The organism is Labedella gwakjiensis (assembly GCF_003014675.1).
Lineage (GTDB): Bacteria > Actinomycetota > Actinomycetes > Actinomycetales > Microbacteriaceae > Labedella > Labedella gwakjiensis.
This window is the reverse complement of sequence record NZ_PYAU01000001.1, coordinates 861,438-886,866: the sequence shown is the minus strand read 5'-3', so window position 1 is coordinate 886,866 and position 25,429 is coordinate 861,438. Positions and strand designations below refer to the sequence as shown.

Annotated in this window: 25 protein-coding genes; 16 read left to right on the top strand and 9 right to left on the bottom strand. The window is 69.8% G+C overall.

What is annotated here, in order from left to right:
- Nucleotides 1–78: 78 nt before the first annotated feature.
- Nucleotides 79–378 (top strand): hypothetical protein, encoded by a 300-nt coding sequence (locus CLV49_RS04135; RefSeq protein ID WP_127054456.1) that lies wholly within the window; start codon nt 79–81, stop codon nt 376–378.
- Nucleotides 375–1,781 carry a hypothetical protein gene (locus CLV49_RS04130; protein ID WP_106562398.1) on the top strand — a complete coding sequence of 469 codons (1,407 nt, stop codon included), beginning with the start codon at nt 375–377 and terminating at the stop codon, nt 1,779–1,781. Before CLV49_RS04135 ends, CLV49_RS04130 begins: the two co-directional genes overlap by 4 nt.
- A gap of 19 nt (nt 1,782–1,800) precedes the next feature.
- Here the strand turns inward: CLV49_RS04130 and CLV49_RS04125 are convergent, their stop codons facing one another.
- A complete protein-coding gene (locus CLV49_RS04125) occupies nt 1,801–2,202 on the bottom strand; it encodes a phage holin family protein (protein WP_106562397.1) in 402 nt (133 codons plus the stop codon).
- A gap of 120 nt (nt 2,203–2,322) precedes the next feature.
- Between CLV49_RS04125 and CLV49_RS04120 the strand changes: the two genes are divergently transcribed.
- The 7 genes from CLV49_RS04120 (at nt 2,323) to CLV49_RS04090 (ending at nt 10,686) form a co-directional block, all read left to right on the top strand.
- Nucleotides 2,323–3,438: a histidinol-phosphate transaminase gene (locus CLV49_RS04120; RefSeq protein ID WP_243696717.1), complete on the top strand. Its 1,116-nt coding sequence runs from the start codon at nt 2,323–2,325 to the stop codon at nt 3,436–3,438.
- Entirely contained in the window at nt 3,435–4,580 is a 1,146-nt protein-coding gene (locus CLV49_RS04115) for a thiamine pyrophosphate-dependent dehydrogenase E1 component subunit alpha (RefSeq protein WP_106562396.1), read from the top strand. Before CLV49_RS04120 ends, CLV49_RS04115 begins: the two co-directional genes overlap by 4 nt.
- Nucleotides 4,577–5,593 carry an alpha-ketoacid dehydrogenase subunit beta gene (locus CLV49_RS04110; protein ID WP_106562395.1) on the top strand — a complete coding sequence of 339 codons (1,017 nt, stop codon included), beginning with the start codon at nt 4,577–4,579 and terminating at the stop codon, nt 5,591–5,593. Before CLV49_RS04115 ends, CLV49_RS04110 begins: the two co-directional genes overlap by 4 nt.
- 22 nt (nt 5,594–5,615) lie before the next feature.
- On the top strand, nt 5,616–6,980 hold the full coding sequence (locus CLV49_RS04105) for a dihydrolipoamide acetyltransferase family protein (protein WP_106562394.1): 1,365 nt from the start codon (nt 5,616–5,618) through the stop codon (nt 6,978–6,980).
- Nucleotides 6,981–7,459: 479 nt separating this feature from the next.
- Nucleotides 7,460–8,779, top strand: a complete 1,320-nt coding sequence (locus CLV49_RS04100) for a quaternary amine ABC transporter ATP-binding protein (RefSeq protein ID WP_106562393.1) — start codon at nt 7,460–7,462, stop codon at nt 8,777–8,779.
- Nucleotides 8,776–9,741 carry an ABC transporter permease gene (locus CLV49_RS04095; protein ID WP_106562392.1) on the top strand — a complete coding sequence of 322 codons (966 nt, stop codon included), beginning with the start codon at nt 8,776–8,778 and terminating at the stop codon, nt 9,739–9,741. Before CLV49_RS04100 ends, CLV49_RS04095 begins: the two co-directional genes overlap by 4 nt.
- Before the next feature lie 54 nt (nt 9,742–9,795).
- Nucleotides 9,796–10,686 (top strand): glycine betaine ABC transporter substrate-binding protein, encoded by an 891-nt coding sequence (locus CLV49_RS04090; RefSeq protein WP_106562391.1) that lies wholly within the window; start codon nt 9,796–9,798, stop codon nt 10,684–10,686.
- Nucleotides 10,687–10,752: 66 nt separating this feature from the next.
- Here CLV49_RS04090 and CLV49_RS04085 read toward each other — a convergent pair whose 3' ends face one another.
- On the bottom strand, nt 10,753–11,553 hold the full coding sequence (locus tag CLV49_RS04085; RefSeq protein ID WP_106564872.1) for an alpha/beta fold hydrolase: 801 nt from the start codon (nt 11,551–11,553) through the stop codon (nt 10,753–10,755).
- Between the two features lie 160 nt (nt 11,554–11,713).
- Between CLV49_RS04085 and CLV49_RS04080 the strand changes: the two genes are divergently transcribed.
- From CLV49_RS04080 to CLV49_RS04065, 4 genes are all read left to right on the top strand, one after another.
- The gene (locus CLV49_RS04080; RefSeq protein WP_106562390.1) at nt 11,714–12,373 is read left to right on the top strand and encodes an NADPH-dependent F420 reductase; all 660 of its coding nucleotides are present in this window, start codon (nt 11,714–11,716) and stop codon (nt 12,371–12,373) included.
- A 148-nt stretch (nt 12,374–12,521) separates the two neighbouring features.
- Complete coding sequence (locus CLV49_RS04075; RefSeq protein WP_106564871.1) at nt 12,522–13,535, top strand: metal ABC transporter solute-binding protein, Zn/Mn family; 1,014 nt, start codon at nt 12,522–12,524, stop codon at nt 13,533–13,535.
- A gap of 53 nt (nt 13,536–13,588) precedes the next feature.
- Entirely contained in the window at nt 13,589–14,431 is an 843-nt protein-coding gene (locus CLV49_RS04070; RefSeq protein ID WP_208019864.1) for a metal ABC transporter ATP-binding protein, read from the top strand.
- The gene (locus CLV49_RS04065; RefSeq protein WP_106562388.1) at nt 14,428–15,261 is read left to right on the top strand and encodes a metal ABC transporter permease; all 834 of its coding nucleotides are present in this window, start codon (nt 14,428–14,430) and stop codon (nt 15,259–15,261) included. Before CLV49_RS04070 ends, CLV49_RS04065 begins: the two co-directional genes overlap by 4 nt.
- Nucleotides 15,262–15,274: 13 nt before the next feature.
- Here the strand turns inward: CLV49_RS04065 and CLV49_RS04060 are convergent, their stop codons facing one another.
- Genes CLV49_RS04060 through CLV49_RS04050 form a run of 3 tightly spaced genes read right to left on the bottom strand, consistent with a single transcriptional unit; the run spans nt 15,275 to nt 17,290 of the window.
- Entirely contained in the window at nt 15,275–16,438 is a 1,164-nt protein-coding gene (locus CLV49_RS04060; RefSeq protein WP_243696716.1) for an epoxide hydrolase family protein, read from the bottom strand.
- A 31-nt stretch (nt 16,439–16,469) separates the two neighbouring features.
- The gene (locus CLV49_RS04055) at nt 16,470–17,081 is read right to left on the bottom strand and encodes a MarR family winged helix-turn-helix transcriptional regulator (RefSeq protein ID WP_106562386.1); all 612 of its coding nucleotides are present in this window, start codon (nt 17,079–17,081) and stop codon (nt 16,470–16,472) included.
- Nucleotides 17,078–17,290, bottom strand: a complete 213-nt coding sequence (locus CLV49_RS04050; RefSeq protein WP_106562385.1) for a hypothetical protein — start codon at nt 17,288–17,290, stop codon at nt 17,078–17,080. The genes CLV49_RS04055 and CLV49_RS04050 overlap by 4 nt, the downstream gene beginning before the upstream one ends.
- A 190-nt stretch (nt 17,291–17,480) precedes the next feature.
- Between CLV49_RS04050 and CLV49_RS04045 the strand changes: the two genes are divergently transcribed.
- Entirely contained in the window at nt 17,481–17,885 is a 405-nt protein-coding gene (locus CLV49_RS04045; protein WP_106562384.1) for a Fur family transcriptional regulator, read from the top strand.
- A 76-nt stretch (nt 17,886–17,961) separates the two neighbouring features.
- On the opposite strand, the gene CLV49_RS04040 is transcribed toward CLV49_RS04045, so the two are convergent.
- Nucleotides 17,962–18,453: an FBP domain-containing protein gene (locus tag CLV49_RS04040; protein ID WP_106562383.1), complete on the bottom strand. Its 492-nt coding sequence runs from the start codon at nt 18,451–18,453 to the stop codon at nt 17,962–17,964.
- 327 nt (nt 18,454–18,780) lie between these two features.
- Between CLV49_RS04040 and CLV49_RS04035 the strand changes: the two genes are divergently transcribed.
- Complete coding sequence (locus CLV49_RS04035; protein ID WP_106564870.1) at nt 18,781–19,581, top strand: DNA-formamidopyrimidine glycosylase family protein; 801 nt, start codon at nt 18,781–18,783, stop codon at nt 19,579–19,581.
- Nucleotides 19,582–19,592: 11 nt separating this feature from the next.
- Here CLV49_RS04035 and CLV49_RS04030 read toward each other — a convergent pair whose 3' ends face one another.
- The gene (locus CLV49_RS04030; protein ID WP_106562382.1) at nt 19,593–20,924 is read right to left on the bottom strand and encodes an aspartate aminotransferase family protein; all 1,332 of its coding nucleotides are present in this window, start codon (nt 20,922–20,924) and stop codon (nt 19,593–19,595) included.
- 144 nt (nt 20,925–21,068) lie between these two features.
- Between CLV49_RS04030 and CLV49_RS04025 the strand changes: the two genes are divergently transcribed.
- The gene (locus CLV49_RS04025; RefSeq protein WP_158261900.1) at nt 21,069–22,598 is read left to right on the top strand and encodes a PucR family transcriptional regulator; all 1,530 of its coding nucleotides are present in this window, start codon (nt 21,069–21,071) and stop codon (nt 22,596–22,598) included.
- Nucleotides 22,599–22,673: 75 nt separating this feature from the next.
- On the opposite strand, the gene CLV49_RS04020 is transcribed toward CLV49_RS04025, so the two are convergent.
- The gene (locus CLV49_RS04020) at nt 22,674–24,185 is read right to left on the bottom strand and encodes a CoA-acylating methylmalonate-semialdehyde dehydrogenase (RefSeq protein WP_106564869.1); all 1,512 of its coding nucleotides are present in this window, start codon (nt 24,183–24,185) and stop codon (nt 22,674–22,676) included.
- 122 nt (nt 24,186–24,307) lie between these two features.
- Nucleotides 24,308–25,324 (bottom strand): hypothetical protein, encoded by a 1,017-nt coding sequence (locus CLV49_RS04015; protein ID WP_127054454.1) that lies wholly within the window; start codon nt 25,322–25,324, stop codon nt 24,308–24,310.
- Nucleotides 25,325–25,429 lie beyond the last annotated feature (105 nt).

The following is a 25,429-nucleotide window of genomic DNA, read 5'->3' as shown; positions in this document are numbered from 1 at the left end:
GCCGGGCGCGCCCTCGCCCATCGTCGACAGTGGGGTGGTCGAGCGGGGTGCTCGACGGGGAGGACGGATATGACGGACATGACGAGGGACCGCCTGGAGCGCGTACGGGAGGCGCTCAGGTCGCAGCGATGGGCGATCGCCCGTCTCCACGCGCTGACGAGTGAGGCCGCGAGGGACATCGTGGCCCGGGCGGACGCCGAGCACTGGGACTCCGCCGCCGCGTCGCTCTATCGCGCGCGGGTGGCCGAGGTCGCGCAGGAGCTCAACACCACGCGCCGGTTTCTCGCCCAGGCGATCGATGCGATCGATCGAGCCCTCCTGATGCTCGCCGATGTGCAGGTGGCGGCGCCGTCAGCGGCGGGCGCGGTGGCGCGATGAGCGGAATCGACGTCTCCACCGGCGGGCGCACGGGCGTCGACACCGACGAATTGCACGAGGCCGCGGCGATGCTCGAGGCATTGGCCCTGCAGGTGTCGGATTGGCGCGCCGATCTGCTGGCCGCCGTGTCCGCGCTCGCCGCTGTACCGGACGCGGCTCCGTACGACTTCGCGCGCGATGACATCGCGGCGGCCGAGACGGCGCTTGTGCGAGCGGCGGACACGGCCACCCGCGTGGGCGGTGCCGCGGCCGTGGCCGCCGCGGTGTACGGGGGAGCGGAGGACGTCGCCCAGACCCTGCTCGACGGGCTCGGTGGTCTCGCGGCGCAGGCATTCGGTCTCGTCGTCGCTCGCTCACTACCGGCTCTCATCGCCCCGGTGGCCGTGGCGGCTCTCCCCGCCGTGGCGCCGGCGCTCGCCGTGGCCGGGGTGTTGTGGCTGAACCCCGTCACGCGCCGTGCGGTGTCGAGCCTCGGAGCCGACCTCGGCAGCTGGGTCGCGACCAACTCGCGGCACGTGGCCACACCGGGAGCCGTCGGTCTTCTTCGAGCAGTGGTCTCCACGAGCGACGACATCGTCGCCGGGGCCACCGGCCTCCCGCGCCGCGCCGTGGGCTCGGGGCTCGCCGGGTTGGCGTCATCGCCCTTCGTGGGCGCCGCCGCGCGTCTCGCCGACACGCCTGTCACGGTCACGTCCGTCGGCGGGGCGACGTCCGTCGCGCCGCCGAGGGGCGCGGCCGACGTCGCCTCCCGCATCCCCGCGAACGCGCCGGGACGCCCGCAGATCCGAATCGAGGAGTACGGGTCGCCGTCGGGCGAGACCCGCTGGGGCGTCTATGTGGGAGGAACGGTCGAGCTCGCGCCGGGTGCGTCCGACGAGCCGTTCGACATCGAGTCGGCCGTCGGCACCGTCGCGGGGGAGGACGGAGCGGCCTACAGGGCGGTGCTCGACGCGATGGCCGAGGCGGGCATCGATGCAGGAGATCCGGTCGCCATCGCCGGCCATTCCCAAGGCGGTCTCGTCGCCGCGGCCGTCGCCGCGTCCGGGGAGTACGCCGTCGACACCGTCGTGACGTTCGGAGCCCCCTCCGCCCAGGTCCACACTGTCGATGGCATCATCACGGTAGCGGTCGAGCACACGGACGACCTGGTGCCGGCGCTCGCCGGGACCGACGCGGTCGACGACGATCGGACGGTGGTCACGCGCGACACCGGGTCACGTCACCAGGAGGGGGACTCGCTCCTCAGCGCCCACTCGATCGAGGAGTACGAGCGCACCGCTCGGCTCATGGACGCCTCAGACGACCGTCGGATGCTCGATCTCCGGCAGGCACTCGGGCGGCTCGCGCCTGACGGTGCCGACGGCACGGCCCAGGAGTATCGCGCGGATCGGGACCGTCCGTGAGCGAGGAAGGAGGTCTCCGTCAGTCGCGCGCCGAGCGCAGCTGCGGTCGCAGGATCAGGTTGAAGATCCCGTTGATGATCGCGAAGACGAGTGCTCCGAGCACGCCCCACCAGAAGCCGTCCACATGGAGGCCGAAGCCGAAGAGCGACGTGATGGCCGCCACGAGCATGAGGAGCAGGCCGTTCACGATGAAGGAGATGAGCCCGAGCGTGAGGATGTAGAGCGGGAAGGCCACGATCCGGATGACGGTTCCGACGATGCTGTTCACGAGGGCGAACACGACGGCCACGATCAGATACGTGACGACGGTGGCGACCCAGTCCCCGCTCGTCCACGGGGTGACGGTCACACCGGCCACGATCAACGTGGTGAGCCAGATCGCGACGGCGTTGATCACGATACGAAGGAGGAGACCGCCCATGGCTCCACTATCCCACGCGGCCGGCGACAGGTTCCAGTCGCACGGTCTCATTCCGGTCGCGACGAGACCCGCACCCGGGTATACCGGCCCGGTTATGGGACCCGCGTCTACACTCGAAAGGTGACGAACTCCGAGCAGCCCGCGGTGAAGCTCCGTCCGGAGATCCTGGCCACCCCGCCGTACCGACAGGGACGACCGGCCGGTCCCGACGCCTTCAAGCTGTCGAGCAACGAGAACCCCTTCCCTCCGCTGCCCGGCGTGCTCGAGGCCGTGGTCGCTTCCGCTGCGGTCAACCGCTATCCCGATGCATCGGCTCTCGCGCTCCGCGAGGTGCTCGCCGAGCGCGTCGGTGCGAGCGTCGACGAGGTCCACGTCGGTGCCGGTTCCGTCGCGCTCCTCAGCCAGCTCATCACGGCGGCCGCCGGTCCGGGCGACGAGGTGGTCTACGCCTGGCGCTCGTTCGAGGCCTACCCGGGCCTCGTCACCGTCGCCGGCGCGACGAGCGTTCAGGTCCCGAACCGCGCAGACCACTCACACGACCTCGACGCCATCGCCGCCGCCGTCACGGAGCGCACGCGCGTCGTCATCGTCTGCTCGCCCAACAACCCCACCGGCACGGTCGTCTCGGCCGAGGGCTTCGCCGCATTCCTCGATCGCGTCCCGTCCGACGTGCTCGTCATCCTCGACGAGGCGTACGCCGAGTTCGTCACCGACGGCTCGGCTGTGAACGGGCTCGCCCTCCTCGGCACCCGGCCGAACCTCGTCGTGCTCCGCACGTTCTCGAAGGCCTACGGTCTCGCCGGCCTCCGCATCGGCTGGGCCACCGGTCCGGCCCCGATCCTCGACGCCGCGCGCGCCGCGGCCATCCCGCTCTCGGTCACCGAGCCGGCGCAGCAGGCCGCCATCGCGTCGCTCGGCCTCGAGACCGAACTGCTCGAGCGCGTCGGCACCCTCGCGTCGCGACGCGACGACCTCGCGGCGAGCCTCCGTGACATCGGCCTCGCCATTCCGGCGGCGCAGGGCAACTTCCTCTGGATCGCCGCGGGCGACGAGTCCACGGCCGTCGGCGAGATCCTCCTCGACCAGGGCGTCGTCACGAGGGTGTTCCCCGGTGACGGGGTCCGCATCTCCATCGGCGAGGCCGACGCCGTGGACGGCGTCATCGAGGCGGGCAGGCGGATCGTCGATCTGCTCCCCGCCGATCATCCCGCGAGACGGACGGAGGTCCGGGCATGACCGACCTGACAGAGACGACCACGGTGCCGACGCCGGTGCAGTTCATCGCGCCGGACGGAACGTTCGCGCCGAATGCCGGAGCAGAGGAGTACGGCGACATCGTCGCGGGACTCGACGACGCGACGCTCCAGCGCATGTTCCACGACATGACCGTCGTGCGTGCCTTCGATGTGGAGGCCGGCAACCTGCAGAGACAGGGCCAGCTGGCGCTCTGGGTCCCGAGCCACGGCCAGGAAGCCGCGCAGGTGGGTTCCGCCTACGCGACGCGGCCGCAGGACCACGTCTTCCCGTCGTACCGCGAGCACGCCGTGGGCTTCGTCCGCGGCATCGACCTCATGAACGTCGTCCGTCTGCTGCGCGGTGTGACGCACGGCGGATGGGACCCGAAGGACCCCCGCAACGGCAACTTCCACCTCTACACGCTCGTCATCGGCTCGCAAGCGCTGCACGCCACCGGCTACGCGATGGGGATCGCGCTCGACGGTGCGAGCGGCACGGGCGACCTCGAGAGCGACCAGGCCGCGATCGTCTACTTCGGCGACGGCGCGACGAGTCAGGGCGACGTGAGCGAGGCGTTCGTCTTCGCCGCCAGCTACCAGACGCCGCAGGTCTTCTTCCTGCAGAACAACCACTGGGCGATCTCCGTCCCCGTCACACGCCAGTCCCGCACGCCGCTGTTCAAGCGCGGAACGGGGTTCGGCATCCCGAGTGTGCAGATCGACGGCAACGACGTGCTCGCGAGCTACGCCGTCACGGCGAAGAACCTCGACGAGGCGCGCGCGGGCGGCGGTCCACGGCTCGTGGAGGCGCTCACGTACCGGATCGGCGCCCACACCACGAGCGACGACCCCACCAAGTACCGCACGGACGACGAGCTCGCCTCGTGGGTCGCTCGCGACCCGATCGCACGGTTCCAGACCTACCTGCGCTCCCGAGGGGCCGACGACGCGTTCTTCGCCGAGGTCGCCGCCCAGGCGAAGGACTACGCCGCCGACACGAGACGGCGGACGCTCGCCCTCGAGTCGCCGCCGGCGGATCTCATGTTCGAGAACGTGTACACCGACGAGCACCCGCTCACGGCCGAACAGTTCGAGTGGCTCGAACGCTACGAGGAGAGCCTCGAAGGGGGCGACGCACGATGACCGACACCACGGCGACGCAGGTACCGACGCGCACCGAACTCGCGACGATGCCGATGGCCAAGGCCCTCAACGCCGGCCTCGATGCGGCCCTCGCGGCCGACGACCGCGTGCTCCTCATGGGCGAGGACATCGGCACCCTGGGTGGCGTGTTCCGCGTCACGGAAGGGCTCCAGAAGACCTACGGCGAGAATCGCGTCCTCGACACCCCGCTCGCCGAGTCGGGCATCGTCGGAACCGCGATCGGTCTCGCGATGCGCGGCTACCGTCCCGTGTGCGAGATCCAGTTCGACGGCTTCATCTTCCCCGGCTTCGACCAGATCACCTCCCAGCTCGCGAAGCTCACGAACCGGCACGAGGGCAACCAGTCGTTCCCGGTCGTCATCCGTGTGCCGTACGGCGGGCACATCGGCGCCGTCGAGCACCACCAGGAGAGCCCGGAGGCGTACTTCGCGCACACGGCGGGCCTGCGTTCGGTGAGCCCCTCCACCCCGCACGACGCCTACTGGATGATCCAGGAGGCGATCGCGTCGAACGACCCCGTCATGTTCTTCGAGCCGAAGAGCCGCTACTGGCAGAAGGGCGCCGTCGACCTCTCGGCCCCGTCCGTGCCGCTCCACGCGAGCCGCGTCGTCCGGGTCGGCAGCGACGTCACGGTCCTCGCCCACGGCGCCATGGTGAGCGTGCTGCTCCAGGCGGCTGAACTCGCGGCCGAGGAAGGCATCAGCCTCGAGGTCGTCGACCTCCGTTCGATCTCCCCGATCGACTACGACCCGATCCTCGAGAGCGTGCGCAAGACGGGCCGTCTCATCGTGGCGCAGGAGGCACCGGGCTCGGTGTCGGTCGGCTCGGAGATCGCAGCCACCGTCGCGGAGCGTGCCTTCTACTCGCTCGAGGCCCCCGTGCTGCGCGTCTCCGGATTCGACGTGCCGTTCCCGCCCGCGAAGCTCGAGGGCGTCTACCTGCCCGACGCCGACCGTATCCTCGAGGCCGTCGATCGCGCCCTCGCCTACTGATCCACACCACAGGAGTCATCGCATGAGCGAGCAGAACATCACCCTCCCCGACGTCGGCGAGGGTCTCACCGAGGCGGAGATCGTGTCGTGGCACGTCGCACCCGGCGACCGCGTGGAGCTCAACCAGGTGATCGTCGAGATCGAGACGGCCAAGTCGCTCGTGGAGCTGCCGTCGCCGCTCGAGGGCGTCATCGGCTCCGTGCTCGCGGAAGAGGGGCAGACCGTCGAGGTCGGCGCCGCCATCCTCACGGTGCAGACCGATGCGAATGCGTCTGCGGGTCCGGCGGAGGCTCCAGCCCCCGTGTCCGCCGGCGTGCAGGCCGCCGCGACACCCGGTGCGACGCCCGTCTCGGACGAGGTGGCATCCGCCGCCGCCGACACGGCCGGCACGATCGCCCCGTCGAACGACGGCGAGGGCTCTGTGCTCGTCGGCTACGGCACGGGCGGTCACGCCACCTCGCGCCGCCGCAAGGGCCTCGCGGCGCGGAAGCCCACCCCGCCGGCGTCGGTCCCCGCGGCGTCCGCCGGTCCGGTGATCGCGAAGCCTCCGATCCGCAAGCTCGCGCGGGACCTCGGCGTCGACCTCGCGGAGGTCGAGGGCACGGGCCTCGCCGGGGAGATCACGCGTGACGATGTGGTGCGCCAGGCCAGCCAGGCGAGCGTCTTCCGCAACATCGAGACGCCCGAGTGGGGCGACAGCCGCGAGGAGCGCATCCCCGTCCGCGGCGTGCGCAAGGCGATCGCCAATGCGATGGTCTCGAGCGCCTTCAGCGCCCCGCACGTGAGCCTGTTCGTCGACGTCGACGCCACACGCACCATGGAATTCACGCGCCGGCTCAAGGCGTCCCCCGACTTCGCCGGCGTAAAGGTGTCGCCCCTCCTCGTCATGGCGAAGGCCATGATCTGGGCCGTGCGCCGCAACCCCACGGTCAACGCGACGTGGACGGACGACGAGATCATCGTCCACCACTTCGTGAACCTCGGGTTCGCGGCTGCCACGCCGCGCGGACTGCTCGTGCCGAACGTGAAGGACGCGCAGTCGATGAGTCTGCTCGAGCTCGCGAAGGCGCTCGAACAGAAGACGCTCGAGGCCCGCGACGGCAAGACGCCGCCGGCCGACATGCAGAACGGCACGATCACGATCACGAACATCGGCGTGTTCGGGATGGACACCGGAACGCCGATCCTCAATCCCGGCGAGGTCGGCATCGTGGCACTCGGCACGATCAAGCAGAAGCCGTGGGTGGTCGACGGCGAGGTCCGTCCGCGGTACGTCACGACCCTCGGAGCATCGTTCGATCACCGCGTCGTCGACGGCGACGTCGCGAGTCGGTTCCTGGCCGACGTCGCGTCCATCGTGGAGGAGCCGGCGCTGCTCCTCGAGTGAGCGGGCCTGTCAGTCGCGACCGCGTTCCGATGCGTAGCGACGTCCGGAATGCCGTCTGCTGCACGGTTTCCATCACGAGTTCATAACGGTCGCGAAAAAGCCTGGTCAGACGCGCTTTCGATACGTTCATACCACGTCGTAATGAGGTCGTACGTGCACAGGATCGAGGGCCTCCGGTTCGCTATCCGGACATCCGGTTGTTAGCGTTGACGAGGCCCGCGAGGGTCGAAAGCTGAGTCCGCGAGAACTCGAGCCGTTCCTGCAGCGGCACGGATTCCGTATGGCGAGGGCGTCGGACCGGTCCCATGATCGGTCCAGCGATCGTCCCGATTCGCCGTGACCTGAGCGCCGGAGCTTCCTCCTGAGGAAGACGTGCGTCGTCATGGCTTGATGGGCGAGGCGACCGCACACGTTCCTCCGCCCGGGCGAGACCAGAAGAACCGTGGGGCGTTATTCGTCGTGCGCGTTTCGGAGAATCTGTGAGCAACGACGTCGCCATTCGGGCGGACAGTATCTACAAGGTGTTCGGGCGCCGCCCGAAGGAGGCCGCCAAGCGACTCGCCGACGGCGCCGACCGTTCGACGGTCGCGGGTCTCGGCACCGCCGCGGTCATCGACGCGAGCTTCGACGTGAACGTCGGTGAGATCTTCGTCGTCATGGGGCTGTCCGGCTCGGGCAAGTCGACACTCATCCGCATGCTCAACGGTCTGCTCGAGCCGACCTCCGGCTCCGTGCAGGTGTTCGGCACCGAGGTCGCTGGCGTCTCCGAGGCTGCTCTGCGCGACGTTCGGCGGAAGCGCGTCTCGATGGTCTTCCAGCACTTCGCGCTCCTGCCGCACCGCACGGTCATGGACAACGCGGCCTACGGACTCGAGGTGCAGGGCGTCCCGGTGGCCGAGCGCCGCGAGCGGGCGCAGCGTGTGCTCGACCGCGTCGGTCTCGCCGGCTGGGAGGACAAGTTCCCCGGTCAGCTCTCCGGCGGCATGCAGCAGCGTGTCGGCCTCGCCCGCGCCCTCGCCGCCGACACCGACATCCTGCTCATGGACGAGGCGTTCTCCGCACTCGACCCCCTGATCCGCCGTGAGATGCAGGAGCAGCTCGTGGAGCTGCAGCGCGAGCTCGGCAAGACGATCGTCTTCATCACGCACGACCTCAACGAGGCGATGTTCCTCGGCGACCGGATCGCGGTCATGCGCGATGGCCGCATCGTGCAGCTGGGCACGCCTGACGACATCCTCACCGATCCGGCCAACGACTACGTCGCGCAGTTCGTGCAGGACGTCGACAGGGCCCGCGTGCTGACGGCTGCCGGTGTGATGGAGCCCGTTCGCTCCGTCGTCTCGGCGACGGCCGGCCCGCGCGCCGCCCTCCGCACCATGCGCGACCTGCAGACCTCGGCCGTGTTCGTGGTGGGCAACGGACGGAAGCTCCTCGGCGTCGTGCACGACACCGACGCGCTCAAGCTCGTGAAGCGCGGTCAGAAGGACCTCATGCCGATCGTGCGCACCGACGCCTCGACCGTCACAGGCGAGCAGCACCTCGTCGACCTCTTCGAGCCGTCAGCGGAGAGCCCGCTCCCCGTGGCCGTCGTCGACGACGCCGGGAGGCTGCTCGGCGCGATCCCGCGCGTGACGCTCCTCGCGGCCCTCGGAAACGTCACGAGCAGCGCCATCACCTCCGAGCTCGCGGTCGTCGGGCCCGCCCCGACGGTGCCCGTCGACGTCATGACGGAGACCCTTCGCGAGACGGCGGACCTCGCCGGCGAACAGGACGCCTCGATGGAAGGGACGAACGCGTGAACGACATCCGCCTGCCCATCGGCGACTGGGCCGAGGACGTCATCGACGTCATCACCGACGTCTTCCAGCCGCTCTTCGACGTGATCCGCACCATCTTCCTCGGCCTCTACGACGGGGTGGACTGGGTGCTCTCGACCCCGCCGTTCTGGGTCGTCATCATCGTCGCCGCGGCTCTCGCGTTCGTCGTGAAGGGCTGGAAGCTCGCTGTCGGATCGATCCTCGGCTTCCTGGTCATCCAGCTCGTCGGCCAGTGGTCCAACGCCATGGACTCGCTCGCGCTCGTCCTCGTCGCCGGCCTCGTCGCCGTCGTCGTGAGCGTCCCGGTCGGCATCCTCGCCGCACGATCCCAGACGGCGTCGACGATCGTGAAGCCGATACTCGACTTCATGCAGACGATGCCGGCGTTCGTCTACCTGATCCCAGCGCTCATCCTCTTCCGCGTGGGGGTCGTGCCCGGCATCGTCGCGACGATCATCTTCGCGATGGCTCCCGGTGTGCGCCTCACGGAACTCGGCATCCGCGGCGTGGACAAGGAGGTCGTGGAGGCCGGCCAGGCGTTCGGCGCATCGCCCGGACGCATCCTGCGACAGATCCAGCTACCCCTCGCGCTGCCCACGATCATGGCCGGAATCAACCAGGTGATCATGCTCGCGCTGTCCATGGTCGTCATCGCCGGCATGGTCGGTGCCGGAGGACTCGGTGGCGAGATCGTCGCGAGCCTCAACCGCATCGACGTGGGGCTCGGCTTCGAGGCCGGGCTGTCCGTCGTGATCCTCGCGATCTTCCTCGACCGGGTGACCGCGTCGTTCGGCACGAAGGGCGCCAAACGCTCCGCGAAGAAGGCCGTCGACGAGAAGCCGGCGGGCGACTCGTCGCGCGACGGCGACACACGTGACGCACGCGACGAGGCCGAGGAGGCCGTCGTCGGCGGTGCGCGCCGCGCCCCCACCACGGGCGGCTGAGCCCGCCCCCTCATACCCCCACCCCTCGCGCACCAGCGGGGACGAAAGGAAACAATGAAGAAGCACAGCAAGGTCGCCATCGCGGCGATCGCCACAGCAGGACTTCTCGGACTCGCCGGTTGCGCCGGCGGGGACTCGGCCGGAGGCTCGGCCGAGGAGTCGAAGGACATCACGATCGCGGTCTTCAACGGCTGGGACGAGGCCGTCGCCACGAGCGAACTCTGGAAGGCCGTGCTCGAGGAGCAGGGCTACAACGTCGAGCTCGAGTACGCCGACGTGGCCCCCGTCTTCGCAGGACTCGCGTCCGGCGACTACGACATGACGACCGACGTGTGGCTGCCCGGCACCCACGCCTCGTACCTCGAGGAGTTCGGCGACGACATCTCCGACCTCGGCGCGTGGAACGACGAGTCGAAGCTCACCGTCGTCGTGAACGAGGACGCCCCGATCGACTCGCTCGACGAGCTCGCCGACAACGCGGACCTGTTCGACAACACCATCGTGGGAATCGAGCCGGGCGCCGGCCTCACCCTCGCGATGGAGAACGAGGTCATCCCGGGCTACGGCCTCGAGGACATGAACTTCGTGACCTCGTCGACCGCCGCCATGCTCACCGAGCTGCAGACCGCGACGGACTCCGGCGAGAACATCGTCGCGACCCTGTGGGACCCGCACTGGGCCAACACGGCCTACCCCGTGAAGGAGCTCGAGGACCCCGAGGGCGCCCTCGGTGGCACCGAGTCTCTCCACACCTACGGCAAGCTCGACTTCGCGGACGAGTTCCCCGAGGTCGCCGGCTGGATGGGTGACTTCCAGATGGACCTCGACACCCTCTACTCGCTCGAGCAGGCCATGTTCGTCGACTACGACGGCGACGACTACGGCCCCATCGTGCAGCAGTGGATCGAGGACAACCAGGACTACGTGGACGGCCTCACGAGCTGATCCGACGGATCCGAGACGAGCGGGCGGTGCCACACGGCATCGCCCGCTTCGTCGTTGCGAGGGACGTCAGCGGTTCGCGGCGAAGGACGCGACGGTGAAGCGCGCGAGTTCCTCGGCCATGGGGTGCGGCTCCCACGAGTGGTGGGCGCCCGGCATGATCTTCGTGACCGCGCCGTCGATGGACGCGGCGATGTCGGCTGACGAGGCGATCATCTCGTCGAAGGTCTGCTCGCCGTGCATCGTGAGCACGGGGACGCCGATGTCGGAGAAGAGCTCGGCGTGAGGCGCCGAGGCCGCCCAGAGGAGGGACTCGGCGTCGGCGCGCTGGCTGCCGATGGCCGCGACCATGGAGGGGTAACCGGGGGACCGCTTCGCACCGGCGAGCCACTCCGGCGGCATGTCCTTCATGTACCACTCGAGCGCGGGCTCGAGCTCTCCGGCGTCGAGCAGGCGGACAAACTCCGTGGCCCACGCCCGTGCGTGCGCCGGATCGCCGGCGATCGGTGCTTCCCAGAGCGCGAGCCCCACGACGGGCAATCCGCTGACCGCCGCGGCGAGAGCGATGGAGCAGCCGGAGGAATGACCGCAGAGGACGGCGAACCCGCCGGCCTCCTCGATGAGGGCGGCGAGGGCTTCGAGTTCGCGGTCGAGGTCGAGTATGCCGTCCGCCTCGCTCTCCCCGCGGCCGAGGCGGTCGAAGACGATCGTGGTGATGCCGCGCTCCGCCGCCCGCTCCGCGGTCTCCGTCGTGACGGCGTCACCGGCTCGATACGGGCCGGCCCCCGCGATGAAAATGAGGGCAGGACCCTCGCCATAGCGGTCGTAGGCGACGCGGTCGCCCCGCGCGGTCGTGAGGAAGTGGGTCATGGTCGTCTCGTCTTCGTCGTGCTCGCGGGGCCGGTCGTGGTCCGGACCTCCAGTGTCGCGCACCGCCGGGTCGGCCGGTAGGGGGTGTGGACACCTGGGCGGCGCCTGCGAGAACACCGGCCGCCGGAATGCGGGGGGAGTGCTGTCCGTTCCTCCTCATATGACCAGCACAGGACTCTCCACCATCGGTTTCATCGGTTCCGGCAACATCGGGGGACAGCTCGCACGGCTCGCCGTCGCGCACGGCTACTCGGTCGTGATGAGCAACTCCCGTGGTCCGGAGACGCTCGCCGAGCTCGTCGACGAGCTCGGTCCCGGCGCCCGCGCCGCGACGCCGGATGAGGCCGCGGCCGCCGGCGACATCGTCGTGGTGACCGTGCCGCTCAAGGCGTACACGGCCGTGCCGGTCGCCCCGCTCGCGGGAAAGATCGTCATCGACACGAACAACTACTACTTCGAGCGCGACGGCCGCATCGCCGCGCTCGACGAAGGCCGGACGACCGTCTCGCAGATGCTCCAGGAGCACCTCCCGTCGTCGACCGTGGTGAAGGCGTTCAACAACATCATGGCCGCCGACCTCACGACGAACGGCACTCCTGCCGGCACGGACGGCCGTCGCGCGCTCCCGATCGCGGGAGATGACCCGGAGGCGAAGACCCTCGTCTCCGCGCTCCTCGACGAGTTCGGGTTCGACGCCGTCGATGCCGGGACGCTTTCCGAGAGCTGGCGTTTCGAGCGCGACCAGCCGGCGTACGTCGTCCGTATGACGGCCGACGAGGTCCCCGCGAAGCTCGCGGCGGCCACTCGCGCCGGAGCCTGACCTCCTCGTTCGCTCCCCGTTTCTCTCGGTCCCTCCCTGTTGTGCGGACTTCTGCTGTTCGGAACCCGAATCCGACGACAGAAGTCAGCATGTCGTGGAAGCGCCTCCGTGTTGATAATGAGTGTCAATAGCAGGTAGTGTCGTGGTCATGTCCCGACGCCTCCCCGCCCTGCTTCTCGCCGTTCCCGCCGCGGCCCTCGTTCTGTCCGGCTGCGCCTCGGGAGGCGCCGGTGCCTCTGGCGGTTCGAGCGACGGATCCGGGCTCACGATCGTCGCCTCCACGAACGTCTACGGCGACATCGCGCAGACGATCGGCGGCGACGCCGTGAGCGTGACGAGCATCATCGACTCCGCCGCGAAGGACCCGCACTCCTACGAGGCGACGGCGCAGGACCAGCTCACGATCTCGACGGCTGACGTCGTGATCGAGAACGGCGGCGGCTACGACCCCTTCGTCGACACGCTCGTGGACGCAGCCGGGTCCGATGACCTCGTCGTCCTCAATGCCTCCGAGCTGTCGGGGCTCATCCCCGGCGAGGAGGGCACGGGCCACGCCGAGGACGAGCACTCCGACGGCGAGCACTCAGAGGAGACGCACGCGGAGGAGGATCACGCCGAGGGCGACCACGACCACATCGAGGGCTTCAATGAGCACGTCTGGTACAGCGTGACGGCGATGGATGCCCTCGCCCACGAGCTGGCGCACGAGCTCGGCGAGCTCGACCCCGACAACGCGTCGACGTTCGAGGACAACTACGAGTCCTTCGCGGCCGATCTCGGCGACCTGACGTCGGCTGCCGACGCTATCGCCGCCGACCACGCCGGAGAGGGCGTCGCGATCACGGAGCCGGTGCCGCTCTACCTGCTCGAGTCCGCCGGTCTCGTGAACGAGACGCCGGCGGCGTTCAGCGAGGCGATCGAGGAGGGGACGGACGTGTCGCCCGCCGTCCTCGCGGACACGCTCGCGCTCTTCGACGACGGCAGCGTCTCGCTCCTCGCCTATAACGAGCAGACGGCGGGCTCCGAGACCGAGCGCGTCCGAGAGGCCGCTGAGGCCGCGGGCGTGCCCGTCGTGGACTTCACGGAGACCCTTCCCGACGGCGAGTCCTACATCGAGTGGATGACCGCGAACCTGACGGCGATCTCCGACGCCCTCGCGTGACGACCGGCCGCCCCGCTGCACGTACCTCCGCCGGGAGGGTGTTGGATAGGGGGGTGGATGACGGACGAGAGGCGCGCGCCGACGTGCTGCGCCTCGAGGACGCATCCCTCGGTTTCGGCCGGCGCACGCTCTGGACCGGCCTCGATCTGACCGTGCGTCGCGGCGAGTTCCTCGCCGTGCTCGGCCCGAACGGCTCGGGCAAGACGAGTCTCCTCAAGACCATCCTCGGTCAGCAGCGGCTCGACGCCGGGACCATCACCCTCGACGGCGGTCCGGTGCACCGCGGAGATCGCCGCATCGGGTACATCCCGCAGCAGAAGCTCGTGCCCGCCGGCACGCCCATGCGTGCGCGGGACCTCGTGGCTCTCGGCGTGAACGGACACCGCTTCGGCCTCCCGCTGCCGAAGCGCGGGGAGAAGGAGCGCGTCGACGAGCTGCTCGCCTCCGTGGGAGCCACGGACTACGCCGACCGGCCCGTCGGCAGTCTCTCGGGCGGCGAGCAGCAGCGACTCCGTGTGGGGCAGGCACTCGCGGACGATCCCGTGCTGCTCCTGTGCGACGAACCCCTCCTGAGCCTCGACCTCGCCCACCAGCGAGGCGTCTCCGAGCTCATCGACCGCCGTCGGCGCGAGCACGACACGGCCGTCCTCTTCGTGACCCACGACGTGAACCCCGTGCTCGACAAGGTCGACCGCATCCTGTACCTCGCGGGCGGTCGCTTCCGCGAGGGCACTCCGGACGAGGTGCTCCGCACCGAGGTGCTGAGCGACCTCTACGACTCGCCCGTCGAGGTGTTCCGCTCCCGCGGGCGCGTCGTCGTGGTCGGGATCCCCGACGCGGAGACGCACGACCATCACGACCACCACGCCGACGAGCACCCCGGGGCGCACGCGTGATCGACCTCGACACCTACCTCCAGCTGCTCGGACTCGTGCAGAACTCCATCATCGCCGGGGCCGTCCTCGGTCTGGTCGGGGGACTCGTCGGTGTCTTCGTGATGCAGCGCGACATGGCGTTCGCCGTCCACGGCATCAGCGAGCTCTCGTTCGCCGGGGCCGCCGCCGCCCTCCTGTTCGGGGTGAACGTGGTCGCGGGCTCGCTCGCGGGTTCGCTCGTCGCCGCGATCCTCATCGGGGTTCTCGGCGCTCGGGCGCGGGACCGCAACTCCATCATCGGTGTCCTCATGCCGGCGGGACTCGGACTCGGCATCCTCTTCCTCGCGCTCTATCCCGGCCGCAGTGCGAACAAGTTCAGCCTCCTCACCGGTCAGATCATCGCGGTCGACTCGCCGCAGCTGGCGTGGCTCATCGGGATCTCGGTGCTCGTGCTCGTCGGACTGCTCGTGCTCTGGCGGCCGCTCACGTTCGACTCCCTCGACCCGGAGGTCGCCGCGGCGCGCGGCGTCCCGACCCGGTTCGTCTCGCTCGCCTTCATGGTGCTGCTCGGTCTCATCGTGGCCGTGTCGGTGCAGATCATCGGCGCCCTCCTCGTGATGGCCCTCCTCGTGACGCCGGCGGCTGCGGCCCTTCGCGTGTCCTCGTCGCCCGTCGTGGTCCCTCTGCTGGCGAGCGCGTTCGGATTCGTCTCGGCCGTCGGCGGCATCCTGCTGGCGATCGCCGGCTCCCTGCCCATCAGTCCGTACATCACGACGATCTCGTTCCTGATCTACGTGGTGTGCCGACTCGTCGGTCGCACGAGCACCCGCCGGGTGCGCGCCGCGGTCTGACCCGGCGCCGTCGTCACAGGGCGTCGCGGTAGGGGCGGAAGAACGCGCGGAGCTCCTCGGCGTACAGCTCGGGTTTCTCGAACGGGGCGAAGTGTCCGCCGCGCGCGGGGTACGTGACTCGTGCGAGGTTCGTGGAGCGTTCGAGCCAGGCGTGGGGCGGGCGCACGATGTCGCCGGGGAAGAGCGAGAAGCCGGACGGCACCTCGACGCGTCGGCCGAGCTGCTCCACGGGGATCGCTGAGTTCGCGGCGTACATCCTCATCGACGAGCCGATGGTGCCGGTGAACCAGTAGATGGAGACGAGGGTGAGGATCTCGTCCCTCGAGTAGATCGTGTCGAGGTCGTCGCCGTCGCTCCAGGCTCGAAGCTTCTCCACGATCCACGCGGCGAGGCCGGACGGCGAATCCGTGAGCCCGGCCGCGGCGGTCTGCGGTTTCGTCCGGTGCATCGCAGCGTAGGCGCCCTCGGTCGCGCCCCAGGAGGCGGCGTCGGCAAGCCACTGTCGTTCCTCGGGCGTGAGGGCGCTGAGATCCGTCGTCGGGGTGGGGAGGCCGCCGTCCATCCGGTGGACCGCGGCGACGCGGTCCGGATGGTCGAGCGCGAGGTACCTGCTCACGTGGCTGCCGATGTCGCCACCCGCGGCGAGGAAGCGGTCGTAGCCGAGGCGGGTCATGAGCTCGGCCCAGAGCCCCGCGACGGCGATCGAGTCGAGTGGCTGAGCGGGGATCTGGGAGTATCCGAACCCAGGCATGTCCGGCACGATCACGTCGAACGCGTCGGACGGGTCGCCGCCATGGGATCCGGGGTCGGTGAGGAGGGGGATGACCTTCGAGTACCGCCAGAAGGAGTCCGGCCACCCATGATTCAGGAGGAGGGGCGCGGCGGGTCGACCGGCAGGGTCCGACCGTGCGTGGACCACGTGGATGTCGAGCCCCCCGACCGGCACCACGTATCGGGGGAGCTCGGAGAGGCGGGCCTCCTGCGCGCTCCAGTCGAATCCGTCCGCCCAGTAGGCGACGAGATCGCGCAGGAAGGTCACGTCGGTTCCGAGAGCCCAGCCGGCGCCGTCGACGTCGTCCGGGAATCGCGTGGCGCGCAATCGCGACCGCAGGTCGTTTACCGCCTCGGGCGCTGTGCGGGTGGTGAACGGCCGTATCGGTGGCATCGCGTCGGTCACGGGGGACACGCTACTCCCCGGGCCCGACGCCTTACGGGTGTTCCGGGGAGGAGTCACCTCGGCCGGAGTTGTGCTCGCGCACGACCTCGCGCAGTTCGTCGTCGAGGCTCTGCGACGCCTGGACGGCCGACACCATCCCGCCGAGGAACTTGGCGACGGCGGCGAGCTCGTTCTCGTCGAGGCCGTCAACGAGCGCGATCATGCGCTGGTGCATCGCGCCGAGCGTCTCGCGCACCTCGTTGTCGCTGTCGACCGTTGGTACGACGATTACCGCACGACGGTCGTTCGGGTGAGGTTCCCGACGTACGTGACCGCTCTTGACGAGGCGATCGACGAGCGCGGTGACGGAGGCCGAGGTCACGCCGAGGGTGCGCACGAGGTCGCGCTGCAGGACGACCCGATCCTCGCGCTGCGCCTTCAGGAGGTAGCGGAGTGCGATGAGGTCCGTCTCGTTCATGTTCATCGACGACCGGGTGCGGCTGCGCATGTCGGTCTCCGCCGACCGGTATCGACGCAGGAGGTTGAGGACGTCGACACTCGTCGCACCCTGGTGGTGCGGGTACCAGTAGCCGGAGGAGCGCTCCTCCGTCGTGCTGCGTCCGTTGGTCGACTGTTCGTCGGGTTCTCCGGTCGGGCTGCTCACGCGGCGCTCCGGGCGTACCGAGGGCGTCGGGTGATGGTGGCCAACCAGCGCCGCGAGGTTCCTGCGAGGGCGCGCTCGGCCTCGGCGACTGTGGCGAACGTTCCAACGACGGAGCCGTCGGTGTCGCAGGCGACGACACGGTCGCCGTTCGACCAGATCGTGGGTCCGGCGGCATCGTGGTGGAGAGTCGGTGCGGTCGGGTGCAGCATCGTGATCCTTATCGTGTAAGTAGCTAGATGGACTAGCTATATGGTCATCTCAGTAAACCTGACCGAGCGGACTCGTGCAACGGGGTGCGGAACTCCCGAAGGAGGGTCACGAGTCCCCGTCGGGCGGCGGTCGGCCCCTCGTCGCGGACTATCCTGAGGGGACGGGGTTCGACCGGGCGGAGGAGTGGTGATGGCGAAGAGGAACACGTGGCAGCGCGAGGCGGTCCGTGAGGCGCTCGACGACGCCAACGGGTTCATCAGCGCCCAATCGCTCCACTCGCAGCTCAAAGGGGCTGGCTCGCCGATCGGCCTCGCCACCGTCTATCGCGCTCTCGCCGATCTCGCCGTGGACGGCGCCGCCGACTCGTTGCAGTCGCCCGAGGGCGAGAGTCTCTACCGGGCGTGCGAGACCTCCGGCCACCACCACCACCTCATCTGCCGGTCGTGCGGGCTCACGGTGGAGATCGAGGCCAACGAGGTCGAGCGCTGGGCCGTCGCGCAGGCCTCGAAGCACGGTTTCACCGAGGCGCAGCACGTCGTCGACATCTTCGGCCTCTGCGCCGAGTGCACGGCCAAGGCCGCGGCGCTCCGTTAGCAACGTCTGCGAGGTGCGGACTCTCGTCGCCGCCCCGTGCGCACGGGGGACGGGAGTCCGCACTTCGACGACGCCATCAGGCGTCGCGGGCGATGTCCCGAACGAACGAGTCGATGCGGGAGCGGAGCACCTCGATGCGATGCTGCCTGGCGGCCTCGCGGTCGAAGCCGAGGTAGGCCGACGGCGGGAGCACGCGCACGTTGCGCGAGCACTCGAAGTGCGCGCACGCGAGGGTCGCGATCGTGTCGCCGTTCCGGCCGGCCTTACCTGAGCGGCGAGCGCTGAACAGCACCACGTCGTTCGGGAGCGTGACGTCCTCGCACCACGAGCACTGCGCCCGCGCGCCCGGCTTGTCGCCGCTCTGACGGAGGAGGACGCCGACGGGCTCGTCGTCGATGTGGGTCACGAGATAGCCGATGGCCGGTGTCTTGACGTCGCGCCAGCCCAGGTAATCCCTCTTGTCCCAGTCGATCTCGGCGAGGTCGTTGGGCGGGATGATCGCGTTGCGTTCGCGCAGCGAGGCGTTGACGACGGAGGAGGTGATGTCTTTTTCGGTCAGGGGACGCATGGGTGTGCCTTTGCTGTCAGGGTGCGTCGCGCGCAGAGCGCGGCGACGGGTGAATCGAGTGGACGGACCGTGAGGGGCGGCTGATCGGCGCGCAGGACTCGGTGGTCCGTGACGCGGCGATGAGCGCGCGCGACCACGAGACTTCGGACAGCGTTACCTGCCGCCGGCGAACGAGACGCCGACGACCTCCGATCGCCCGGAGGGCATCGAGGAGGACAGGAGAGGATTCACTCGACGATCCTACTCCCGCGTGATGCGATCGAGACCGTCGTCGACGACCCGGGTCCGTCCCGGCCTGGTGTCGGTGGTCCGACCTAGGCTGTGAGCGTGCCGGAAGGGGACAGCGTCTACCGGCTCGCGAAGCGACTGCGCGAGCCGCTCGACGGACGCGCCATCGTGTCGGGTGAGCTGCGCTCGGGCGCGGCGGCGGGTACGCGCCTCGACGGGTGGATCGTGCTCGCGCACGACACCCACGGCAAGCACCTGCTCACGCGATTCGACTCCGGATTCACGCTACGCACTCACCTGAAGATGCAGGGGTCGTGGTCCGTGACGTCGGCCGGCAAGCGGGTGCCGCGCGCGGTCGAGCCCGAGGTGCGTGTCCGGATGTCGATGGACTCGGGGCGCACGGCGTGGGGCGTCGACGTCCCCGTCGTCGACCTGCTGCCCACACGCGACGAGCACCTCGCCATCGGTCACCTCGGGCCGGATCCGCTGCGCGCCGACTGGGATGCTGCGGAGGCCGAGCGGCGTCTCACGGCGCGGCCCGATCGGCCGATCGCCGCCGCCCTGCTCGACCAGCGCAACGTCGCCGGCTTCGGCAACCTGTGGGCGAACGAACTGTGCTTCCTCCGCGGAATCGACCCGCTGACCCCTGTCGGCGCCGTCGACGTGCCCGCGCTGCTCTCCGTCGGTGCGCGCGCCCTCACCGTGTCGGCGACCGTCGCGAACATGTACCAGACCACCACGGGGTCGACGCGGCGGGGCGAGCGGCACTGGGTGTCCGGCCGCGCCGGCCGGCCGTGCCTGCGCTGCGGCACGACCATCCGCGTTCGCGCCGAGACGCCGGGCGACCCGGAGCGACGCCGCACCTGGTGGTGCCCGTCGTGTCAGCCGCTCGGCGGCTGACACACCGGGACCTACAGGGCGGCGAGCGCCTCGTCGATGATCGCGACGCCGCGACGCGCCTCTTCGTCGGTCACGACGGCGGGCGGCACCACGTGGATACGGTTCTCCGAGATGAACGGCAGGAGCCCGCGCGACAGGAGGTCCGTCTTGAAGCGACCCATCGTGGCGGCGTCGAGCGGGGTGCGCGCCTCGCGGTCGGAGACGAGCTCGACGGCCCAGAACACACCTGTTCCGCGCACCTCGCCCACGATGTCGTGGCGGCTCAGTGCGGCCAGCGCCGGAGCGAGCACCTCGGAGCCGATGCGCTTCGCGTTCGAGACGACGCCCTCCTCCTCCATCGCGGTGAGGGCGGCGACGATGCTCGCGGCGGCGAGGGGGTGGCCCGAGTAGGTGAGGCCGCCGGGGAAGACCCGCTCGTCGAAGTGGTGCGAGACCGGGTCGGAGATCACGACGCCGCCCACGGGGACGTAGCCGGAGTTGACGCCCTTCGCGAAGGTGATGAGGTCGGGCCGCACGCCGAACGCGTCGAAGGCGAACCACTCGCCCGTGCGGGCGAAGCCGGCCATGACCTCGTCGAGGATGAGGAGGATGCCGTAGCGGTCCGCGATCTCGCGGACACCGGCGAGGTACCCGGGCGGCGGCACGAGGATGCCGGCGGTGCCGGGGATCGTCTCGAGCAGGATCGCGGCGATCGTCTGTGCACCCTCCGCCTGCACGACGCGCTCGAGGTGGTGCAATGCGCGCTCGGCCTCCTGCTCCGGCGACTCCGCCCAGAACTCGCTGCGGTACAGGTACGGACCGAAGGCGTGCACGTGTCCCGTGGCGTACTCGTTGGGCATGCGGCGCCAGTCGCCCGTGGCCACGATGGCCCCTCCCGTGTTGCCGTGGTACGAGCGGTAGTGCGAGATCACCTTGTCGCGCCCGGTGAAGAGGCGCGCCATCCGGATGGCGTTCTCGTTCGCGTCGGCTCCGCCGTTCGTGAAGAAGACCTTCGAGAAGCCCTCGGGCGCGCGCTCGAGGATGAGATGGGCCGCCTCGGCGCGGGTCTCGTTGGCGTGCGCGGGGGCGACCGTGGTGAGCCGGGCTGCCTGCTCCTGGATCGCGGCCACTACCTTCGGGTGCTGGTGGCCGATGTTGACGTTGACGAGCTGGCTCGAGAAGTCGAGGTACTCGCGGCCGTCGACGTCCCACACCGTCGAGCCGAGGCCGCCGGCGAGCGGGAGCGGGGCGAGCGACCCCTGCGCCGACCAGGAGTGGAAGACCGAGCTGCGGTCGCTCTCGGACACGGAGGCGTTGGTGGCTGCCGCCTCGGTGGGGGCGGTCGTAGAAGAGGTCGTGGTCATGGCGATCCGGTCCTTGCGAGCGGCGGGCGGGGGATGTCTCCATCCAACCGTGTTCTTCCCTCTCGGCGGTGGCGGATTTGTCGATACGATCGGAAGCGGATCGACAAACTGTGCGCGATCGCCCGGACCGACGCGGAGGTGGATGTGCCCACGACGCTCCGTGCACTCCTCGCCGCACCGTCGTTCCACCTGAGGCTCCTCGCGGGCGCTGACGACTCCTCGGCCGTGCTCGACGAGCCGTTGCTCTGGGCGCACAACTCCGATCTGCTGGACCCGACGCCATGGCTGCAGCCCGGGGGACTGCTCCTCACCGACGGTATGCATCTCTCCGCGGACTCCGACCCGTCGGAGGTCGATGCGTACGTCGCCCGACTCGTCGAGAGCGGCACCCGGGCGCTCGGTTTCGCGACGGGGATCATCCACGACGAGGTTCCGGAGGTACTTCGAGCCGCGTGCGGTGGGCTGGGGATGCCGCTGCTCGAGGTCGCCGACCGCACCCCGTTCATGAGCATCATCCGCCACGTGTCCGACGTGCTCGCCGCGGAGCAGCGCGAGCGGCTCGAGTGGTCGCTCGACGCGCAACGCGCGATCGCGCGGGCCGCGCTGCGCCCCGACGGCCTCGGCGCGATCCTCACCGAGCTCGAGCAGCGGCTCGACTGCTGGGTGGCCCTCTTCGACTCGATCGGCAACCGCATCGACGTGCGCACGCGGATCGCGATGCCGACGGAGGCTGAGGCGATCGTCGACGACGCTGTGCGCGCGGCCCTCGCGCGCGGCAATCGGTCGAGCGCGCGGGTGATCGTGGGAACGGAGGCCGTCACGGTGCAGACCGTGGGCCAGCGCGGGCGGATCCGTGGTGCCCTCGCGGTGGGCACGGCCGCACCCCTCGACGCGGCGGGGAGCGACCTCGTCGCGAGTGTCATCGCGCTCGCGAGCATCGCCCTCGAGCAGAGCCGCACGGTGGAGACCGCGAGGAGGCAGCTGCGGTCGGGCCTCCTCGAACTGCTGCTCGCGGGCGTCATCGACGTGGCGGGGCGAACGGCGCAGCGACTCGGCGGTCGGCTGCCCGAGGCACCGGTGCGTGTGGCCGTGCTCGGGGCCGCCGTCGAAGGGCAATCGCTCCTCGACGAACTCGACCTCCTCGCGGGCGAGGACGCCGGTCGGGTGTTCGTCGCGGAGCGCGACGTGGAGGTCGTCGCGGTGGTGGGTGCGGACGACGGCGGAGTGCTCGAGCGCGTGCTCGCCCGGCACGGGATGCCGGTGGGGTTCTCCGCTCCGATCGACTGGGACGAGTTGCCGCGCGGCCTCACGGAGGCCCGGCAGGCCGCGGCACGGACGCGGTCGGATCAGCCGGTGGTGCGCTTCGAGCGCCTGGCCGACGAGGGCATGTTCGGTCTGCTGCGGGCGAGCGGAGCGGAGACGATCGCGCGTCGGCTCCTCGCCCCGCTCCTCGCGCTGCCCGCGGCGGAGCGCGAGATGTACGTCCGGACCGCGACCGTGTGGCTCGCCCACAACGGGTCGTGGGATCCGCCGTCGAAGGAGCTCGGGGTGCACCGGCAGACGCTCCGCAACCGCATCACCGCGCTCGAGGCCCTGCTCGACCTCGACCTCGGGACGTTCCCCGCCCGCACCGAGCTCTGGTCCGCCCTCCACCTCCTCTTCCCCACCCCATAAAGATCGCGATACACCATGGGGTTCCGTGGTGTATCGCGATCTTTTTGGGGTGAGGGGAGGGGCTTCCGGAGGGGGTCAGTTCTGGGGGAAGCCCAGGTTGATGCCGCCGTGGGACGGGTCGAGCCAGCGAGAGGTGATCGCCTTCTGCTGCGTGAAGAACTTCACACCCTCGGCGCCGTGGGCCTTCGTGTCGCCGAAGAGCGAGTCCTTCCAGCCGCCGAACGAGAACGTGGCGACGGGGACGGGGATCGGCACGTTGATGCCGATCATGCCCACCTGCACCTCGTTCTGGAAGCGACGGGCCGCGCCGCCGTCGTTCGTGAAGATCGCGGTGCCGTTGCCGAACGCGCCGCCGTTGATGAGCGCGACGCCCTCCTCGTACGACTGCACGCGCACGACCGAGAGCACCGGTCCGAAGATCTCCTCCGTGTAGGCGCGTGACGTCGTGGGGACGTTGTCGAGCAGCGTCGGTCCGAGCCAGAAGCCGTTCGGGTCGCCGTCCACCTCGATGCCGCGGCCGTCGACGACGACGCTCGCGCCGTCCTCCTCCGCGATCCCGATGTAGGACGCCACCTTGTCGCGGTGCACCTCGGTGACGAGCGGGCCCATGTCGCACGAGCGGCGGCCGTCGCCGACCGTGAGGGTCGACATCTTCTCGCTGATCTTCGCGATGAGGTCGTCGGCGACGGGCTCGACCGCCACGACGACGGAGATCGCCATGCAGCGCTCGCCGGCGGAGCCGAAGCCCGCGTTGATGGCGCTGTCGGCCACCAGGTCGAGGTCGGCGTCCGGGAGGACGAGCATGTGGTTCTTCGCGCCTCCGAGGGCCTGGACGCGCTTGCCGTGCGCCGTGCCCGTCTCGTAGACGTACTTCGCGATGGGCGTTGAGCCGACGAAAGAGATCGCGCGCACGTCGGGGTGGGTGAGGAGACCGTCGACGGCCTCCTTGTCGCCGTTGAGCACCGTGAAGACGCCGTCGGGGAGGCCGGCCTCCTTCCAGAGCTTCGCGATCCAGATGGCGGCGGACGGGTCCTTCTCGCTCGGCTTCAGCACCACGGTGTTGCCGGCCGCGATCGCGATGGGGAAGAACCACGCCGGCACCATGGCGGGGAAGTTGAAGGGGCTGATGATGCCGACGACGCCGAGGGGCTGCTTCGTCGAGTAGACGTCGATGCCCGTGGAGACCTGCTCGGAGTACTCGCCCTTGAGGTGGTGGGCGAGGCCGGTCGCGAACTCCACGACCTCCTGTCCGCGGGCGATCTCGCCGAGGGCGTCGGAGACGACCTTGCCGTGCTCGCTCGTGATGATCTCGGCGAGTTCGCCCTTGCGCTCGTTGAGGAGCTCGCGGAACGAGAAGAGGATGCTCTGCCGCTTCGCGAGCGACATGTCACGCCACGCGGGGAACGCGGCGTGCGCCGACGCGATGGCCTTCTCGATCTCCGACTGGTCGGCGAGGGCGACGTGCTTCGTCGCGACGCCGAGCGCCGGGTCGTAGACGGGAGCGGTGCGCCCGCTCGTCGAGGGGGATTCCGTTCCGTCGATCCAGTGGGGGACGACGGGGAGGTCTGTGGGGGTGTCGGTCGTCATGATCTCTCTCGCGTGGGAGGCGTCGGGCGCTGATCGCGTCAGGGACAACGCTAACGAGATCGATTTGTCCTGACAATGTCGATTTGTCGAGTCGAGGTGCAGTGGGAGTGACAAATTGTCAGTCAGTGGGGCGTCGGAGTCGGCGCATTCCCCGTGAGCGCGGTGATGTATGGCCGGTCACGCGCATTGCCGGAGTCGAGGTACGTCGTTCCCGCGACGTGCGCCGAGCTCGCTATCCCGTGCGAGAGCGGATACCGGTAGAGCACGCGTTCCGCGTCGCGGTCCAAGATCAGCACGGACGTGGGCGCGGTCCAGTCGGCATCCGTCGTCGCGATGAGCAGGCCGTCGTCCGTGCGGGTGATCACTCGACGGACGCCCAGATCCGGCCCGACGCTGAGCACCCGGAGCGATGCCGGGTCGAGCCACGCTACGCGCCCCTCGGGGTACAAGCGGGACTCGAACGGATCGATAGGGCCCGAGGCCCTCTGAACGATCGGCGCTTGGAGGTGATCCTCTCCCGGCCGACGCGACTCGACACCACTCGGAACGTAGGCGACCCGCCCGCCGACGACGACAGCGGAGGGCGAGACGGGGATCGTCATGCGCTTTCCCGCGAGCGCGCCGTCCGACACGGCGCGCGCCGTGCCCGACTCGAAGCTCAGGAGAAGGGTGTCTCCGCCGCGGTCGACGACAACGTTGGGGGCGGCCGTCCGCAGAGTGCCGAGGATGGTTAGGGATTCGGTGGACACCAGGGTGACGGCGCGGCCATATCGGTTCGATATGCCCACGACTCCGGGAGCGATCGTCTCCATCGAACGCTTGTAGGGACCGAGGCCCTTCCTGAGCGTGCGGACGGGGCGCATGCTCGACAGGTCGAGCTCGACGAGCCCGAACGAGCAGAGCAGGAGGAGCACGTCCCGCTCCTCGATGACACGTGCATCGGAGACGAGACCGCGGACACCCATCCCCCGACGCCACGTTCCCGTCGCGGTATCGAGGACGCCGAAGCGATCCGCCTGCGTGCCTTCGAGCCACGACGCGATGACGAGCCCGGCACCCGCCGCGGTGAGCGTTCCCGGGTAGGAGTGAGCCGCGGTCCCCTTCACGGGGAGAGCGATATCGGTGACGGAGAACTCCATGCAGACAGTCTGACGGACGGCATACCGGCCGCAGGTGCGCGGCGAGCGGAAGCTGGCACCGTCGACCACCGCTCTCGGTGAGAATCGATTTCACGGCGGCTACCC

Coding starts and splice junctions, on each gene's coding strand:
- CLV49_RS04135 (WP_127054456.1), top strand. CDS start 79: ATGACGAGGGACCGCCTGGAGCGCGTACGGGAGGCGCTCAGGTCGCAG.
- CLV49_RS04130 (WP_106562398.1), top strand. CDS start 375: ATGAGCGGAATCGACGTCTCCACCGGCGGGCGCACGGGCGTCGACACC.
- CLV49_RS04125 (WP_106562397.1), bottom strand. CDS start 2,202: ATGGGCGGTCTCCTCCTTCGTATCGTGATCAACGCCGTCGCGATCTGG.
- CLV49_RS04115 (WP_106562396.1), top strand. CDS start 3,435: ATGACCGACCTGACAGAGACGACCACGGTGCCGACGCCGGTGCAGTTC.
- CLV49_RS04110 (WP_106562395.1), top strand. CDS start 4,577: ATGACCGACACCACGGCGACGCAGGTACCGACGCGCACCGAACTCGCG.
- CLV49_RS04105 (WP_106562394.1), top strand. CDS start 5,616: ATGAGCGAGCAGAACATCACCCTCCCCGACGTCGGCGAGGGTCTCACC.
- CLV49_RS04090 (WP_106562391.1), top strand. CDS start 9,796: ATGAAGAAGCACAGCAAGGTCGCCATCGCGGCGATCGCCACAGCAGGA.
- CLV49_RS04085 (WP_106564872.1), bottom strand. CDS start 11,553: ATGACCCACTTCCTCACGACCGCGCGGGGCGACCGCGTCGCCTACGAC.
- CLV49_RS04080 (WP_106562390.1), top strand. CDS start 11,714: ATGACCAGCACAGGACTCTCCACCATCGGTTTCATCGGTTCCGGCAAC.
- CLV49_RS04075 (WP_106564871.1), top strand. CDS start 12,522: ATGTCCCGACGCCTCCCCGCCCTGCTTCTCGCCGTTCCCGCCGCGGCC.
- CLV49_RS04050 (WP_106562385.1), bottom strand. CDS start 17,290: ATGCTGCACCCGACCGCACCGACTCTCCACCACGATGCCGCCGGACCC.
- CLV49_RS04045 (WP_106562384.1), top strand. CDS start 17,481: ATGGCGAAGAGGAACACGTGGCAGCGCGAGGCGGTCCGTGAGGCGCTC.
- CLV49_RS04040 (WP_106562383.1), bottom strand. CDS start 18,453: ATGCGTCCCCTGACCGAAAAAGACATCACCTCCTCCGTCGTCAACGCC.
- CLV49_RS04030 (WP_106562382.1), bottom strand. CDS start 20,924: ATGACCACGACCTCTTCTACGACCGCCCCCACCGAGGCGGCAGCCACC.
- CLV49_RS04020 (WP_106564869.1), bottom strand. CDS start 24,185: ATGACGACCGACACCCCCACAGACCTCCCCGTCGTCCCCCACTGGATC.
- CLV49_RS04015 (WP_127054454.1), bottom strand. CDS start 25,324: ATGGAGTTCTCCGTCACCGATATCGCTCTCCCCGTGAAGGGGACCGCG.